Annotated in this window: 16 protein-coding genes; 8 read left to right on the top strand and 8 right to left on the bottom strand. The window is 70.0% G+C overall.

The features are described from left to right. Positions 1 to 225: 225 nt before the first annotated feature. Entirely contained in the window at positions 226 to 1,554 is a 1,329-nt protein-coding gene (locus QH276_RS31890) for a lipase family protein (protein ID WP_280406999.1), read from the bottom strand. Positions 1,555 to 1,768: 214 nt separating this feature from the next. On the opposite strand from QH276_RS31890, the gene QH276_RS31885 reads away from it, so the two are divergent. The 8 genes from QH276_RS31885 (at position 1,769) to QH276_RS31850 (ending at position 7,617) form a co-directional block, all read left to right on the top strand. Further along, positions 1,769 to 2,896, top strand: coding sequence for a flavin-containing monooxygenase (locus tag QH276_RS31885; protein WP_280397261.1), 1,128 nt, complete (start codon positions 1,769 to 1,771; stop codon positions 2,894 to 2,896). Positions 2,897 to 3,056: 160 nt separating this feature from the next. Then, positions 3,057 to 3,401, top strand: coding sequence for a YciI family protein (locus QH276_RS31880; protein WP_280397262.1), 345 nt, complete (start codon positions 3,057 to 3,059; stop codon positions 3,399 to 3,401). Then, on the top strand, positions 3,398 to 4,609 hold the full coding sequence (locus QH276_RS31875) for an RNA polymerase sigma factor (protein ID WP_280397263.1): 1,212 nt from the start codon (positions 3,398 to 3,400) through the stop codon (positions 4,607 to 4,609). The genes QH276_RS31880 and QH276_RS31875 overlap by 4 nt, the downstream gene beginning before the upstream one ends. Continuing rightward, positions 4,606 to 5,259: a maleylpyruvate isomerase family mycothiol-dependent enzyme gene (locus QH276_RS31870; RefSeq protein WP_280397264.1), complete on the top strand. Its 654-nt coding sequence runs from the start codon at positions 4,606 to 4,608 to the stop codon at positions 5,257 to 5,259. Before QH276_RS31875 ends, QH276_RS31870 begins: the two co-directional genes overlap by 4 nt. A gap of 325 nt (positions 5,260 to 5,584) precedes the next feature. Continuing rightward, on the top strand, positions 5,585 to 5,971 hold the full coding sequence (locus QH276_RS31865) for a hypothetical protein (RefSeq protein WP_280397265.1): 387 nt from the start codon (positions 5,585 to 5,587) through the stop codon (positions 5,969 to 5,971). Then, positions 5,961 to 6,755, top strand: coding sequence for a hypothetical protein (locus QH276_RS31860; RefSeq protein WP_280397266.1), 795 nt, complete (start codon positions 5,961 to 5,963; stop codon positions 6,753 to 6,755). Before QH276_RS31865 ends, QH276_RS31860 begins: the two co-directional genes overlap by 11 nt. Beyond that, positions 6,752 to 7,225: a roadblock/LC7 domain-containing protein gene (locus QH276_RS31855; protein ID WP_280397267.1), complete on the top strand. Its 474-nt coding sequence runs from the start codon at positions 6,752 to 6,754 to the stop codon at positions 7,223 to 7,225. The genes QH276_RS31860 and QH276_RS31855 overlap by 4 nt, the downstream gene beginning before the upstream one ends. 20 nt (positions 7,226 to 7,245) lie before the next feature. Beyond that, positions 7,246 to 7,617 (top strand): hypothetical protein, encoded by a 372-nt coding sequence (locus tag QH276_RS31850; protein WP_280397268.1) that lies wholly within the window; start codon positions 7,246 to 7,248, stop codon positions 7,615 to 7,617. Positions 7,618 to 7,662: 45 nt separating this feature from the next. Here the strand turns inward: QH276_RS31850 and fadD11 are convergent, their stop codons facing one another. The 7 genes from fadD11 to QH276_RS31815 all read right to left on the bottom strand — a co-directional run bounded on the left by fadD11 (position 7,663) and on the right by QH276_RS31815 (position 15,262). Then, entirely contained in the window at positions 7,663 to 9,486 is a 1,824-nt protein-coding gene (fadD11, locus tag QH276_RS31845; protein ID WP_280397269.1) for a fatty acid--CoA ligase FadD11, read from the bottom strand. Positions 9,487 to 9,499: 13 nt separating this feature from the next. Further along, a complete protein-coding gene (locus tag QH276_RS31840) occupies positions 9,500 to 10,435 on the bottom strand; it encodes an alpha/beta hydrolase (protein ID WP_280397270.1) in 936 nt (311 codons plus the stop codon). Beyond that, positions 10,432 to 11,307: a short-chain dehydrogenase/reductase gene (locus QH276_RS31835; RefSeq protein WP_280397271.1), complete on the bottom strand. Its 876-nt coding sequence runs from the start codon at positions 11,305 to 11,307 to the stop codon at positions 10,432 to 10,434. Before QH276_RS31835 ends, QH276_RS31840 begins: the two co-directional genes overlap by 4 nt. Then, on the bottom strand, positions 11,304 to 12,758 hold the full coding sequence (locus QH276_RS31830) for a flavin-containing monooxygenase (RefSeq protein ID WP_280397272.1): 1,455 nt from the start codon (positions 12,756 to 12,758) through the stop codon (positions 11,304 to 11,306). Before QH276_RS31830 ends, QH276_RS31835 begins: the two co-directional genes overlap by 4 nt. Before the next feature lie 64 nt (positions 12,759 to 12,822). After that, on the bottom strand, positions 12,823 to 13,332 hold the full coding sequence (locus QH276_RS31825; protein ID WP_280397273.1) for an SRPBCC family protein: 510 nt from the start codon (positions 13,330 to 13,332) through the stop codon (positions 12,823 to 12,825). A 20-nt stretch (positions 13,333 to 13,352) separates the two neighbouring features. Then, positions 13,353 to 14,384, bottom strand: coding sequence for a PDR/VanB family oxidoreductase (locus tag QH276_RS31820; RefSeq protein WP_432278563.1), 1,032 nt, complete (start codon positions 14,382 to 14,384; stop codon positions 13,353 to 13,355). Then, complete coding sequence (locus tag QH276_RS31815) at positions 14,381 to 15,262, bottom strand: metal-dependent hydrolase (protein ID WP_280397274.1); 882 nt, start codon at positions 15,260 to 15,262, stop codon at positions 14,381 to 14,383. The genes QH276_RS31820 and QH276_RS31815 overlap by 4 nt, the downstream gene beginning before the upstream one ends. Positions 15,263 to 15,273: the final 11 nt, after the last annotated feature.

Below are 15,273 nucleotides of genomic sequence, written 5' to 3'. Positions count from 1 at the left end.
CGACTGACCAGACCGGGTGCCACCGGCCGCCGGTGCCACCCCCTCCCCGCTGTCCCGCCCGCGGCCGGCGGGCGGGCGGGCCCGCCCGCCGCGCCGGCGGCGCCGCCCCCCCCCCCCGCCCCCCGGGGCGCCCCCCCCCCGCGGCGGGGGGCCGCCCGCCCCCCGGCGCCGCGGGCGGGACAGCGGGGACGGGGTGGCACCGGCGGCCGGTGGCACCCGGTCTGGTCAGTCGAAGGTGCAGCCGGACACAGGTTTGCCGGCCAGGCGGTCGAGTAGGTAGGTGACCGCGTTGTCCGGGCCGAAACCGTCGATCATCTCCGGACCGAAATGATTGGGGATGGTGGTGCCGGGCAGGATCGGGGGCAGTTCGTTGGTCCGGAAGGTGACCGTGGCGCCCTTGGCGCACCAGTCGTCGGCCAGTTGCCGGGCCTGGTTGTAGGGGACGGTGTCGTCGTTGCGCCCGCTGGTGATGAGCACGGGCGCGGCGGGCGTCAGATTCCCGACCCGCATATCGGCCAATGCCGGTGCGGCCTCGGGGATCTCGCGCAGATGGTCGCTGAGCGGGCGGCCGTCGGCGGTCAGCGAGGCGGTCTTCAGGAAGGGGTGGTGGGTGACGATATCGCCGATACACGCATCGCTGAGCTCACGCAGGATATCGCGCCCGGCCGGGCTCGATACCCGGTCCATGGCGTGCTGTAGATCGGGGTAGCGGGCGAGCAGGGCGTTCACGGCAAAACCGATCGCGCCGCCGATGAGCGCCCCGTCGATCCGTTCGAGAATCTTCGCCAGATCGGCTACCGGGCCACCCGCCCAGGTGCCCTTCAGGTCGAGTTCCGGCGCGTAGTCCGGTGCCAGCTCCGCCGCGGCGGCCGCGGCGCCGCCGCCCTGAGAATAACCCCACAACACCAGCGGGGTCTCCGGGCCGGCACCGGCGAGGTTGTTGGCCGCGCGGGCCCCGTCGAGGACCGCGTGCGCCTGTTCGATCCGGTTGGCGTAGGTGTGCAGGCCGGGTGTGCCGAGCCCGATGTAGTCGGTGACCAGGACGCGGGCGCCGAGCCGGCTCCACACCGCCGACGACGGCAGTTCCTGGTTGGCCGACAGCGAAGGCGAAGGGTCGGTGGTGACCGTGACCCCGGTCGAGAAGGCCTTGGACATGGCGCACCGGTCGCCCTGGCCCGAGGTGCCGGGGCTGATCACCACCGTCGGCCGCGGTCCCGCGCCCAGCCACGGCCCCGCGGCATCGATGAACGTCCCGGTGACCGCGACGGGCGAGCCGTCCTGCAGGCGGGAGGTGTACATGACGTGGTCGGCCTTGCCGGGCCAGCCCTGTTCCGTGGGCAGGGTGGCCAGCAGCGACATGGGCCGGGTCTTGATCACGGCGCCCGGCTCGGCGGGGAACTGTTGCGGTGGGGCGTAGAAATCTTCCGGCGCCGCCGCGGCCTGCGGCTGGTACACACTCACCGCTGCCGCCGCGGTGATACAGGTCGCGATGACCGCCGCGACGGCGGCCCACCCCCGCGCACCCGACCGGCTGCGCCCACGCTGTCGAAACATCGATAACTCTCCGTGCGAATCCGCCCGGACGTCTGCGTCCGGTGCCGGTCACAGATCGGGCAGGACGTGATGTACCGCACGTCTGGGACTTACCGGACAGTAACATGCTCCGGCCGGAAGTTGATCATCGTTCTGGGCGGCCCGGACGGTCCGGGACGCGATACCGGTTCCGGCCGGACATCGGCGGGGCAGGCCGGGACTAGCCTTGGCGATCATGGCGATCGAGTCGGACCCGGCCCGTCCGGATTTTCAGATCCTGGTGATCGGTGCCGGACAGTCCGGACTGTCGGCCGGATATCACCTGCGCCGGCGCGGGCTGGTTCCCGGCCGTGATTTCCTCATCGTGGATCACGCTCCGGGGCCCGGTGGCGCCTGGCAGTTCCGGTGGCCGTCACTCACGCTGAGCACCGTGAACCGGGTGCACGATCTGCCCGGGATGTCCTTCGCCACGAACCTGCCGGACAATGCCGCGGGGACCGAGCCCGCCGATGTCCCGGCGGCGACGGCTGTTCCGTACTACTACCGGCGGTATGAGGAGCATTTCGAGCTGCGGGTGCGCCGGCCGGTCACCGTCCGCGTGGTCTGCGACCGCAGCGAACGCGACGGACTACTGCACGCCGAAACCGACCACGCCGGCACGCTGCGGGTGCGCGGCCTCATCAACGGCACCGGGACCTGGGAACGGCCCTTCGTGCCGCATTACCGGGGAGCCGAGGTTTTCGCCGGCCGCCTGCTGCATACCCGGGATTACCGGACGGCGGAGGAATTCGCCGGACAGCACGTCGTGGTGGTCGGTGGCGGAATCTCGGCGGTCCAGTTGCTCGACGAGATCTCCCGGGTGACCACCACGACCTGGGTGACCCGCTCCGAACCCGTGTTCCGGGCCGAACCCTTCGACGAGGACGCCGGCCGGCGGGCGGTGGCGATCGTGGAGGACCGGGTACGTCGCGGCTTACCACCCGGTTCGGTAGTCTCGGTGACCGGGTTGCCGTTGACCGAACGCCTGCGCGCCGCCCGGGACCGCGGCGTCCTGCATCGGCTACCGATGTTCGACCATATCGAGCCCGGCGGAGTGCGCTGGGCCGACGGCCGATTTCAGCCCGCGCAGGTGATCCTGTCGGCCACCGGGTTCCGCAGCGCCCTCGATCATCTGGCGCCGCTGGGGCTGCGGGGGCCCGGCGGCGGGATCACCATGACCGGCCGGTCGGCGACCCGGGTCGCGGCGGATCCGCGGATCCATTTGATCGGGTACGGGCCGTCGGCCAGCACCATCGGCGCGAACCGGGCCGGTCGTGCGGCGGCCGCCGAACTCACCGCCTATCTCGGCCTCCCCGGCGGCTGACCCGGACGGTTCGCGCTCGGGGCTGCACGGGTCTCCCGGCCGGAGACCGGGCCGCGCGCGCTGGATGCTGACGCGTGTTCACATTGGAACCGCTGATTCCGCCGCTGTGTCGGAATCCGGGCACCGCCGATCGTCTAATGGGTGAAGGAGGTGGTCGAGCATGAAATACGTGCTGATGTTCTGTGAGACCGAGCAGTGGGAGAAGGATTGGGAAGCCATGGAGGAACCCGCGCGTGAGCAGGGGTTCGCCCGGGTGCAGGCATGGCTGGCCGAATACGGCGACAAGATCCTGCACAACCGCAAACTCGCCGGCGCCGATACCGCGACCACGGTCCGGCTCGACGCCGCCGCCGGCCCGCTGGTCACCGACGGCCCCTTTGTCGAAGGGAAGGAGGTCGTCAGCGGCTATGTGGAGGTGGAGGTCGCCGACCTCGACGAAGCGCTCGCCATGGCCCGTACCTGGCCGGGTTGCCCCCTGGTGGAGATCCGCCCGGTTCTGATGTGACCGGCGCCGACCCCGGCCGGGTGCTCGCCGGCGTGCTGCGCGAGCACGGCAGCCGGCTGGCCTCGTCGCTGGTGACCCTGCTCGGTGACTTCGCCGCCGCGGAGGATCTGGTATCCGACGCGGTGGAGAAGGCGCTGCGTAGCTGGCCCGCCGACGGTGTGCCGGACGACCCGCAGGCCTGGCTGTTCACCGTCGCCCGCCGCCGCGGTCTGGACATCCTGCGCCGGGAGGCCAACTATCGCGACAAACTCCGGCAGCTGCGGTGGCCGGTGCACCCGGAAACCGACGACCGGCTGCGGCTGATGTTCATCTGCTGTCATCCCGCGCTCTCCCGTGAGGCGCAGGTGGCGCTGACGCTGCGGATGGTGTGCGGATTGGACACCCGGCAGCTGGCGAAGGCGTTCCTGGTCTCGGAAAGTACCGCCGGACAGCGCATCACCCGGGCCAAGCGCAAGATATCGCAGGCGGGGATCCCTTTCCGCACCCCGACGGACGCCGAACTCGCCGAACGCCTGGACGAGGTACTCGCCGTCATCTACCTGTTGTTCAACGAGGGCTACCTGGCCACCGAAACGGCCGGTGATCCCGATCTGGCCGCCGATGCCGAATGGCTGGCCGCCCTGCTGGACCGGCTGCTGCCCGGGGAACCGGAAGTGATGGGTCTGCTCGCGCTCATCCGGCTGCACCGGGCGCGCGAAGCGGCGCGCTTCGACAGTGCGGGCCGGATCGTGCTGCTGCGCGATCAGGACCGCGCCCGGTGGGATCATGATCTCATCGGGCGGGCGATCGACCTGCTGTTCGCCGCCGGCCGGCTGCGGCGTCCGGGCCCGTATCAGGTGCAGGCGGCGATCGTGGCCTGTCATGCCGAGGCGCCGGACTGGGCCGCCACCGACTGGGCACAGATCGTGGTTCTCTACGAACTGCTGGCCGCGATGACACCCTCGCCGGTGGTCCGGTTACAGCAGGCGATAGCCCGCGCCCGGCTCGACGGGCCGGCGGCGGCCCTGGCCGGCGTGGACGAGCTCGCCGGGCAATTGGCCGGCTACCACCTGATGCACGCCACCCGGGCCGAGCTGCTCCGGGAACTCGGCCGCACCGAGGAGGCCGAGGCCGCCGACCGGCAGGCGCTCGCGCTGACCCGGAACCCGGCCGAACAAGCGCTATTGGAAAACCGGCTGCGCCGGCACCCGGCGCCGGAGACGGAATGAGAACACCTGTGAACGTCATGGATATGGCTCGTGCCGAACGCGAGGACATCGCCGCACTGCTGGCGACATTGACACCCCCGCAGTGGGAGGCCCCGAGCCTGTGTGCGGGCTGGCGGGTACGTGATGTGGTGGCTCATATGGTCAGCTACGACCACCTGGACGCCCGCGGTCTGGCCGCACGGTTCGTCAAAGGCCGTATCGTGCATGCCAATGAGGTCGGCGTCGACGAATTCCGGGCGCTCCACGTGGACGAACTGCTGGAATTCTTTCGCCGGCACCGGCAACCCCGCGGACTGACAGCGGGTTTCGGCGGGATGATCGCCCTCGTCGACGGATTGATCCATCATCAGGACATCCGCCGGCCGCTCGGGCTGCCGCGTGTGGTTCCCCCGGACCGGCTGCACTATGTGCTGACGCGGACGCCCGGGAATCCACGGCTCGGCGCCGGGCGCCGGATCCGCGGACTGCGGTTGTCGGCAACGGATCTGGACTGGTCGCATGGTCGTGGTGCCGAGGTGCACGGACCGGCGGAAGCGCTTCTCCTGGCGATGGCCGGACGGCGCGGAATCACCGGGGAACTCACCGGGCCCGGTGTACCGCTCCTCGCGGCGCGGATCGGTGACCGGCCGGCACAGCCGCCTCCGGGCTGATCTGCGGCCGGTCCGGGCCCCTGCCCGCGATCGAGCACGCGGTGCGGTACGAATCCGGCACCGCGCGGGCGCCGGTCGGCGCGAAACGGCACGGGCACCGGAATTGACGATTCTGCCCTGCTGAACGCCGTCGACCGCTACCTTTCGGGGCGCCGTGAAGTTGTCGTGCCCGGGCGCGCTTCGGGCCGGGGGTGGCGCACTTCGGACGCACTCCTGCGTTCGCATGACATATTTCGCAAGGTCTGTGTAGTGTCTCAGCAATCTGAAACACTCTCGAACGGGCAAAGACACAGTGATCGGTATCGATGGATGTCTGGAACGAATCATGGACATCCCGGGGGCGCGCAGTGTGACGTTGGTCGACGGGGCGAGCGGGCTGGCGGTCGCCGGGGCCGGACGTCACGAGCTGGTCGACCAGCACGAGGACGCGGCGACGACAACGGATGTCGTGCGCGCGGTGCTGGGTTGCCCCGCACTCGCGACCGGGGGGAGCGATGACGACATCACCGAGATCATCGTCTGCGGCAGCGGCGGCTACCACCTGATCGACCTGGTGCGCGGTGATTTCGAGGGCCGGCTGTTCGTGCACGTCCTGTTCGACGAGGATTCCGGCAATCTGGCGATGGCCCGATTCCGGCTGCGCGGCATCCTCGCGGAACTGACCGGGGACGAGGATGCGACGGAACCGGCCGAGGGCGGTCATGGGGATTGAGCTCGCGGACGAGCTGCGTCGCCTGGAAGACGAGGGAAGCACCGGGATGCTGCACGCGGGCGACGGGGTGTTCCATCTCGCCGGCGGTGCCATCGCCTCCGCCGAATGCCGTCGCACCACCGGGCTCGACCGGCTCGCCGTGGAAGCCGGGGTCGCCAGCGCCGACGATTGGCAGCGTGCCGCCGGCGGCGATCCCGCCACCGTCCTCGGCCGCCCGCTACTCGAAACCCTCGCGCTGCTCTCGGTGTTCGATGCCGCCTACTTTCTGCTGTCCGCACCGGTCGTCCCCGAATTCCGGCCCGCGCCGCCGCACTGGCTCGCCCCGGTATGCCATATCCGGCCGCGGACGCTGGTGCGGGAATGCGCCCGGCGCGGGGACCCGGAGTCCGGACCGTGGCCGGCCCAGCTGGTCGACCGGGCGGCCGTGGTGCCGGTGCGCCGGGTGCGGCGTAACCGGATCGTGCTCACCGGAAGTCAAGCCGAAGTGCTGGCCGCGGCCGATACCCGGCGCAGCGTAACCGGAATCGCCCGGGATCTCGGGCGTACCGCGTACGGCTGCCTGGAGGCGGTACGCGACCTCACCGCGGCAGGCCTGATCGAACCGCCGGCACAGCCGCGTTCGCCGGATGACCGCCGGCCGGCCGGCGCGCTCCGGCACGCGGCCGAGCCGGGGCTACGACGACGGGTGCGACAGCCGGTGCCGGTGCCCGAAGACGGCGACTGGGAGCCGGTGGATCAGGACCTACTGCTGCGGCTCCGTTCGGCGCTGGAGGAACTCGCGTGACGGCGCGCAGGAAATTGCTCGGCGATTTGATGGGAAGGTTGACCAAGGTGCCGATGCCCGAACTCGCACCGAACCCGGCGGTGGACGCGGAGCTGGCGGGGCTACGGTCCCGGGTTCCCGGTCTGGTCGGGGCGCTGGTCGCTTCCAGCGACGGCCTGCTGGTCACTCATGATCTGCCCGGCCGGATCGAGCCCACCGGCATGGCCGCGCTCGCCGCGGCGCAGCTGTCGCTGTCCGACCGGATCGCCGGTGTGGCACACGGCGGCGGCTTCCAGGAGGTGGTGGTGGACGGTTCGCACGGGCACGTCGTCATCTACGCGGCGGGCTGGGCATCGCTCACCGTCCTCGCGGACCCGGACGTGAACATCGGCCGGCTGCATCTCGAATCACGGCCCGCCGCGCGCAGGATCGCCGGGCACCTGGCGGGTACCGCCCGCGAAACCGGCAGACCCAACGGAAGATCCGGATAACCCATCGAGAGGAAACACCTGTGTCCGATATGGACTTGGCACTCAAAGACATGATGTCGATCGACGGCGCCGTCGGCGCGGCCGTCGTCGACTACAACAGCGGTATGGCGCTGGGGATGCTCGGCAGTTCGAAATCGCTGGACCTGCACGTCGCCGCCGCCGGTAACACCGAGGTGGTGCGGGCGAAACTGCGCACCATCGAACAGCTGGGACTGCAGGAGGATATCGAGGACATCCTCATCACGCTCAGCGCCCAATACCATCTCATCCGGCCGATGACCGGCCGGAAATCGAAGGGCCTGTTCCTCTATCTCGCGCTCGACCGGAGCCGCGCGAACCTCGCCCTGGCCCGGCACAAGCTGCGCGGTATCGAAGAAGACCTCGAGGTGTGACCCGGTGCCGGGGAGCGGTACACGATCGCGCCCCGGCGGTCGGTCCTATTCCCCCGCCGGCACCGGCTCGGCCGCGGGTTCGCGTACCTCGGCGGGCGGGGAGGCGCGGTAGAGATCGGCGATCCGGTCGGCGTACTTCTCGGCCACCACGGTGCGTTTCAGTTTCATGGTGAGCGTTATCTCGTCGCCGCCGGGCTCCCAGAAGACCGGCAGAACGGTGAAACGTTTGATCTGTTCCACCCGGGCCAGTTGCGCGTTCCCGGCGGCGATACCCGCTTCGATCGCGGCCAGCACCGTGGGTTCGGCGGCGAGCGTGGCGGGCGAGGCATCGGGAAGTCCGTGCCGGGCAGCGTAGGGGCCGGCGGTTTCGGCGTCGAGGACGACCAGTGCGGTGTTGTAGGGGCGGCCGTCGCCGATCACCGCCACGGCACCGATGAGCGGCGTGGCCGCCTCGACGGTGTTCTCGATATGCGTCGGCGACATGTTCTTACCGGACGCATTGATGATGATGTCCTTCTTGCGGTCGACGACGGTGAAGTAGCCGTCGGCGTCGACGGTCACGATATCGCCGGTGGACAACCAGCCGTCGGCGTCGATCGTCTCGGCGGTTTTGTTCGGCAGACCGCGATACCCCTTCATCACCAGCGGCCCGCGGACCTGGAGCTCGCCGTCGGGCGCGGTACGCGCCTGCATGCCCGGCAACAGGGTGCCGACAGTGCCGAGCCGGGCGTCCCGCGGATGGCTGACCGTACAGATACAGGACAGTTCCGACATTCCCCAGATCTCGGTGATGGGGATCCCGAGCCCGGCGAAGAAGCCCAGCGTGGCCGGCGGGATCGGCGCGGCGCCCGACATCGCCCAGCGCATCCGGTCGAACCCCAGCGCCGCCCGCAGACCGCGCAGGACCAGTTCGTCGGCACGGTCCCACTCGGCGGCCGTGTCGGCCGGCATCTCCCGGCCGGACAACGCGTATTCGCCGCGGGTGACGGCCAGCGACAAGGCCCACTGCAGGGCCGCGCGGCGGTCGGAATCGGGTTCGGCGGCCACCTTCGACTCGATGGCGGCCCGGATTTTCTCCCATACCCGGGGTACCGCGCCCCAGATGGTCGGATGTAGGTCGGCCAGGGCCGCCGCGATACCCGCCGGGTCCGCTACACAGGTCACCTGGACGCCGAGTACCTCCTGTGCGTAGAGCGCGGTGAGCCGGTCGGCGATATGCGCCGAAGGCATATACGAGGTGATGGTGTCGCCGAATTCGATACCGAGCACCTCGGCGATCCCGTAGACCTGGAACAGCAGATTCGCATGGGTGGTTTCCACACCCTTCGGGGCGCCGGTGGTGCCGGAGGTGTAGATCAGCGTCGCCACATCGCCGGGGCGGACGGCCCGCCAGGCCGCGTCGAAATCGAAATCCGGCGCGCCCGCGGTGCGCAATCCTGCTACGGGCAGCGTCCCCTCCGGAGCGTCGTCGAGGCAGATCAGATGCTCGAGTTCAGCCCCGCATTCGCGCAACCGCGTGACATACCGCGGTTCGCAGATCACCACCCGCGCACCGGCATTACCGAGTACATAGCCGAGTTGCCCGGGCGGCAGGGTGTTGTACACGGAGAAGGAGGTCGCGCCGAGGTGCTGAGCGGCCACCTCGAGCGGATAGAAGTCCGGCCGGTTACCCATCATCAAGGCGACCGTGTCACCGCGGCCTACGCCGAGCGCGGCGAGCCCGGCGGCGAATTCGCGGACCTGCCGGGCATATTCACCCCAGGTCAGCGTCCGGGTATCGCCCGGGGTGCGAAGTGCGACGGCGGCCGGGTCCACGGCGGCGGTGTGCTGGAACGCGGCGGGCAGGGTGTCGAAACGTACTGTACTCACGGGGGGCTTTCGGTCAGACCGCGGCTGCGGTGGTGTCGAGAACCGCGGCGACGAACCGGGCCGCGGAGCGGTAGGCGAGCCGCGATTCCGGGATCAGCGCGGGCAGCACTGGGAAGGCATGCATCTGGTCGGGCCACACCTGTAGTTCGCAGACCGCGCCGGTGGCGGTCCAGCGCCGGGCGAGCGCGACGGCGTCGCCACCGAAGAATTCGGTGTCACCGGCGTGGATGAGTGCCGGCGGTAGCGGTTTACCGCGAACGGGTAGCAATTCGTAGGGGTCGGGGGTGAAATGGGTGACCGCGCGGCGCGACAACCCCGCCGACAGCAACCCGCAGGCCCGCGCGCCCTCGTAGCCGGTGGCCACCCCGAGGCTCAGATCGGCCATCGGGGAGAACAACACCACCGCGCCGGGCGCGGGCGTACCGGCGCGGGCCCGGGTGATGACGAAATCGGCGGCGAGGAATCCGCCCGCGGAATCGCCCGCGACGATGATCCGGCCGGGGGCGTGACCGCGCGCGGTGAGCCACTGAAACGCGGCGGCGAGATCCCGCGGCGCGGCGGGATACGGGTGTTCGGGCGCGAGCCGATAGTCCAGGGTGAGCACCGGCAGCCGGGTGGCGGTGGACAGCCGGGCGGCGACCCCGCGATAGGCGGCCGCGGATCCGGCGACGAACCCGCCGCCGTGCACATACAGCACGACGGCATCGGTCCGGCTCGCTCGCGGCCCGCGCACCCACTCCCCGGTGACCGGCCTGCCGCAGACCTGCTCGACCGCGGTGCCGGGCAGCGGCGGCGCGACCGTCCGCAGCGCCCCGTCGATCAGCGCGCGGGCGAGCGGGAGGGTACGGGCGTTCACCGGTGCGGCCGCGGCGAGCCGGCGCGCGGTGAGCGCCGAGATCTGCCGGACGGTGCGGGCCTGCCACGACCCCCGCGCCGGCGGCGCGGTCATCGGCGTTTCTCGATCGCCCGGACGATCTCGTGCACGGTCGAATCGGCGGCCAGCCGGCTGTCGAGCACGGTGTTGATCACCCCGCGCAGCAAGGCGTACGGCTGCCATCCACTGGGGGCGATGGTGCGCGGGGCGCGGCGGGCGATCCCGTCGGCGATGGTCCGCGCGGCCTGTGCGGCGGTGATCCGCACATTCAGTGGCCAGGGCAGCAGATCGTTGATGCGCCGGCCGAGGTCGTCGGCGTCGAGCATGGCGTGGGTCATCGGGGTCTCCACCAGCCCGAAGTACGCGATCCCCGCGGTGGCACCGGAGGCGGCGAGTTCCACCCGCAGCGCGCGCCCCAGCTGTTCGACCGCGGCCTTGCTGATCATGTACGGCGATCCGCCCATACCGGGGGCGAACGCGGCGCAGGACGACACCACCACGACATGACCCCGGCTGCGTACGATCTCGTCGAGCGCCGGATGCACCGTGTTGAACACGCCGGTGAGATTGATATCGAGCACCCGGTCGAAATCGCCCGGTTCCATGGTGCGCAAGGTCGCCGGCACCGGCGTGACCCCGGCATTGGCGACGACGATATCGAGGCGCCCGAACCGCTCGGCCACCTCACCGATCACCTGTTCCATCCGGCCCCGGTCGGTGACATCGGCGCCGAGCGCGTGCGCGCGCGCCCCCAGGCCGTCCGCGACACGGCGGGCGGCGGCCTCGTCGATATCGACCGCCACGAGTTCGGCGCCCCGGCGGTGCAGGAGGGTGACGAGTTCGCGGCCGATACCCTGCCCGGCGCCCGTGACGAGCACGATCTTGCCGCGCACGTCGAGCGCCGGCCCGGTGAGCCGGTCCAGGGCCGCGGGTAACGGTGGTTTCATACGGTCACCTCGTAGGATTCGGCATCGAAACGCTTGGTGCGGCGGCGGTATTCGAAACTCCAGCTCGGGTACAGCCCCGCATTGCGGCCGTCGGGCGTGGTGTAGTAGGTCTGGCAGCCCCCGGTCAGCCACACCGTATCGGCGCTGCGCCGCGCCATTTCCCCGACGAAGGCGTCCTGGGTCTCGCGGCGCACCTCGACCCGGCGGGCGCCGCGGTCGCGCAGGGTGGTCAGCGCGTCGACGATATAGGCGATCTGCGATTCCAGCATGAAGATGGCGGACTGGTTACCGGCCGCACCGAACGGGCCGAGGGTGCAGAAGAAATTGGGGAAACCCGCCATCGCCGTCCCCAGATAGGTCTGTGGTTCCTCGTAGTAGAGCTCGGCGATCGAGCGGCCGTCGCGGCCGGTGATCCGCTCGAACGCGGTGGGGATGGGGGTGAATCCGGTGCCGTAGATGATCGTATCGACCTCGATCTCCGCCCCGGCGCGGGTGACGATCGACCGCGGCCGCACTTCCGCGATCCCGTCGGTGACGACCTCCACGTTGTCCTGGTCCAGGGCCGGTAGGTAGGCGTCGGAGAAGATGGCCCGCTTACAGCCGATGACGTAATCGGGGGTGGCCTTGCGGCGCAACCGCGGATCCCGGATCTGACGCAGCAACTGGATACGGCCGAGGACTTCGAAGGGGTGCCGGAACCGGTTGTCGACGAAGCCGACCAGACCGAAGCTTTCGATCAAGCCGTACCAAGTGCCACGGACGGCCTTCTGCGCCAGGGGGACCCGACGCAGCAGGCTGCGTTCCAGACCGAGGGTGGGCCGGTCCATCCGAGGTACGATCCACGGCGCGGAACGCTGGAATACCGTCAGCGCCGCCACCCGCGGCTGGATCTCGGGAATGAACTGCACCGCGGAGGCGCCGGTGCCGATCACCGCGACCCGCTCGCCGGTCAGCTCGTGGTCGTGGTCCCAGTGCAGCGAATGGAACGCGGTGCCCGTGAAACTGTCCAGGCCGGGCAGGTCCGGATACTTCGCTTCGGCGAAGATACCGGCCGCGGAGAGGAAGTAGTCCGCGGTGAGCGGGCCGCGGGAGGTGTCGATCCGCCACAGCGAGTCTGTATCGTCCCAGCGTGCGCCGGTGAGTTCGGTGTTCAGCCGGATATGGCGCACCACATCGTGTTCGGTGGCGACGCGGCGGAGGTATTCGAGGATTTCCGGCTGCCGGCCGTAGGTCCGGGACCAGTCCGGATTCGGGGCGAAGGAATAGCTGTACAGCTGGGACGGCACATCGCAGGCGCAACCCGGATAGGTATTGGCCTGCCAGGTGCCGCCCAGATCGGCGGCCCGTTCCAGTACGACGATATCGTCGAAACCGGCCTGCCTCAATGCGATCGCCAGCCCGATCCCGCCGAACCCGGCCCCGAGAACAACGATGCTGTGGTGCTCGCTCATCGAGCCTCCTTCGAAACCGGTCGGCGTGGCATGCGCAGAGCGCCGCGACGGCAGGGAGTGCGCGTCATCGCCGCGCCCCCACCGATTCGGCACGGATCCGCCGGGTGATGCCTTCGGCTATGGACTTGGTGACCAGGCGGTTCACCGGGCTCGCCGCCGCCAGCGCGGGGCGCAACAGCGGAGTCCCTTCGAGCGCGAAGGTCCAGACCAGCCGGGTCGCCGTGCCGAGGGGCAGCAGGGTGAGATCTTCGGCGAACCGGCGCAGGCCGGGGACGGACGCGGCATCGACGGTGAAGGTCATCCGGGAGTTCTCGTCCCACCGGTAGAAACGCTCGTCGAGCCGGAGTGCGCCGCCGAGGGTCACCTGCCGGGTGGTGCCCACACCGAACGGGCGCGGCGAGGTCCAGCGGGCGGCGGTGATCACCGGCGACCACGACACCAGGGCGTCGTCGGCGGTCAGGGTTGCCCAGACCTGCTGCCGGGAGGCCGGGATATCGACGATATGGGTGTAGCGCCGGCCGGTGGTGTTCAGGAAGGTATCGTCCGCCGGTTCGAGCGGGAAGCCGGTTGGCATTGTCTTGGGGCCTTTCGCTGTCAGAGATCGAGAACCAACGGCCCGCCCGCGGACCGGGAGACACACGGGAGCATGTGGCCGGGGCGTTCGGCGTCGGTGAGGGTGCGGTCGCGATGGTCGACTTCGCCTGCCAGGACCTTGGTCTTACAGGTGCCGCAGAACCCTTGTCGGCAGGAGTAGACGGCGTCGGGGTGTATCCGGCGGAGGGCGTCGAGGGCGGATTCCGCGGCACCCACCCGCACCTGCCGGCCGGAGGCCGCCAGGGTGATGTCGAACTCGCGGCCGTCGACGATCGGTGGCGCCGAGAACCGTTCGGTGTGCAGCGAACCGACCGGGTTGAGTGCGAAGAAGCTGTGCTGGGCGGCTTCCAGCACCGGTGGGGGGCCACAGACGTACACCGCGGCGCCCGGCGGGGCGGCCGCCAGGAGCGCCGGGATATCGGGGGTGCCGAATTCGTCGTCGGGCCGGATATCGGCGCCGGTGGGCAGTTCGCCGAGGAACGGCATGGTGTCGCGGGAACGGCCCAGGTACACCAGCCGCCCGCGGTCGCCCGCCGCGTGCACCATGGGCAGGATCGGGGTGATGCCGATACCGGCGGCGACGAACAGGTAGTCCGGGGCGGTCGATACGAAGGTGAACGCGTTGCGCGGGCCGCGGATCCGCAGCGGGTCACCGGCTGTCAGTCCATGGACCTCCATCGATCCGCCGCCACCGCCGGGCAGCCGGCGCACGGCGATCCGGTAGCGGGACAGATCCCGCGGATCGCCGCACAGCGAGTACTGGCGTTGGCGCCCCGAGGGCAGGAAAACGTCCAGGTGCGAACCCGGCCGCCAGGCGGGTAAGGGCTGCCCGTCCGGACGCCGCAGGGTCAGCGAGACCACGTCCCGCGCCTCGGCGCGTACCGATTCCACCGTGACGTCGAGATCGAACCCGCTGCGCCGCACCGGGTTCGGCGGGGACAGCCCGGGCGTGGTGAACACCTTCTTGTAGACATCCATCGCCATGCCCAGTACGTGCAGGCTGCGCGAGGGCGCCGGCCGGATGGCGTTCATCCGCGGGCCGCGGGGGAGTGCGCCAGATAGCGCAACGCGTTATCCATCGAACCCAATTGCGAGGGGTGGAAACCAGGTCGCAGATAGCGCGGCATCTCGGTGAAGAATGTGGTGAAACTGGGGATCACGCCACGCACCGTGGCGCTGAGGAACTGCTGCCCCCAGAAGCGTCCCTTCGCGGGGCTCGGATCCTTGCGGTAGAGGTAGGCCGTGGAGACCACGAACAACGGCAGCAGCAGCCCGCTGGCCAGCAGACCGGTGCGCAGCCGGCGCGCATAACCGCCGTCGACGTGCATATAGGCGTCGAACACCACGCTGCGGTGTTCGACCTCCTCGGCGCCGTGCCAGCGCACCAGATCCAGCATCGTCGGATGCATCCCGAGTTCCTCGAGCACCTTCGATTCGAGCAGCCATTCGCCGATCACCGCGGTGAAATGCTCCATCCCGGCGAACAGGCCCAGGCGTTCCTTGAGCCATTCCTGTTCGGCGCGGCCGGTGAGACCGTGATCGCCCAGTACCCGGTCGACCAGCCAGCCGATCTTGGCGACATAGGACTCGACGTCGAGGCCGATCGACTGCAGATGGTTACGTGCGCCCTCGTGGCTGCCGGCATGCATCGATTCCTGCCCGATGAACCCGGTGACCTCCTCGCGGAGCCGTTCGTCCTCGATATACGGCAGGGCCTCGGCCAGGCAGGCAGCCATGGCGCGCTCCCCTTCGGGCAGCACCAGGTGCATCACATTGGTGACGTGGGTCGCCAGTACCTCGCCGGGAATGTAGTGCATCGGGACATCGGAGAAGTCGAAGTGCACGTCCCGCGCGTGGATCGCGTGCGCTTCCTCGCGATAGGGGCGCGTCGGTGCGCTGTCATCAGCCATACCCCGACCGT

This window comes from Nocardia carnea, from assembly GCF_029869215.1.
Classification (GTDB): domain Bacteria; phylum Actinomycetota; class Actinomycetes; order Mycobacteriales; family Mycobacteriaceae; genus Nocardia; species Nocardia carnea_B.
Note: the sequence above shows the minus strand (reverse complement) of the source record. Positions and strands in the feature narration are given on the sequence as shown.

Coding starts and splice junctions, on each gene's coding strand:
- QH276_RS31890 (WP_280406999.1), bottom strand. CDS start 1,554: ATGTTTCGACAGCGTGGGCGCAGCCGGTCGGGTGCGCGGGGGTGGGCC.
- QH276_RS31885 (WP_280397261.1), top strand. CDS start 1,769: ATGGCGATCGAGTCGGACCCGGCCCGTCCGGATTTTCAGATCCTGGTG.
- QH276_RS31880 (WP_280397262.1), top strand. CDS start 3,057: ATGAAATACGTGCTGATGTTCTGTGAGACCGAGCAGTGGGAGAAGGAT.
- QH276_RS31870 (WP_280397264.1), top strand. CDS start 4,606: ATGAGAACACCTGTGAACGTCATGGATATGGCTCGTGCCGAACGCGAG.
- QH276_RS31865 (WP_280397265.1), top strand. CDS start 5,585: ATGGACATCCCGGGGGCGCGCAGTGTGACGTTGGTCGACGGGGCGAGC.
- QH276_RS31860 (WP_280397266.1), top strand. CDS start 5,961: ATGGGGATTGAGCTCGCGGACGAGCTGCGTCGCCTGGAAGACGAGGGA.
- QH276_RS31840 (WP_280397270.1), bottom strand. CDS start 10,435: ATGACCGCGCCGCCGGCGCGGGGGTCGTGGCAGGCCCGCACCGTCCGG.
- QH276_RS31835 (WP_280397271.1), bottom strand. CDS start 11,307: ATGAAACCACCGTTACCCGCGGCCCTGGACCGGCTCACCGGGCCGGCG.
- QH276_RS31830 (WP_280397272.1), bottom strand. CDS start 12,758: ATGAGCGAGCACCACAGCATCGTTGTTCTCGGGGCCGGGTTCGGCGGG.
- QH276_RS31825 (WP_280397273.1), bottom strand. CDS start 13,332: ATGCCAACCGGCTTCCCGCTCGAACCGGCGGACGATACCTTCCTGAAC.
- QH276_RS31820 (WP_432278563.1), bottom strand. CDS start 14,384: ATGAACGCCATCCGGCCGGCGCCCTCGCGCAGCCTGCACGTACTGGGC.
- QH276_RS31815 (WP_280397274.1), bottom strand. CDS start 15,262: ATGGCTGATGACAGCGCACCGACGCGCCCCTATCGCGAGGAAGCGCAC.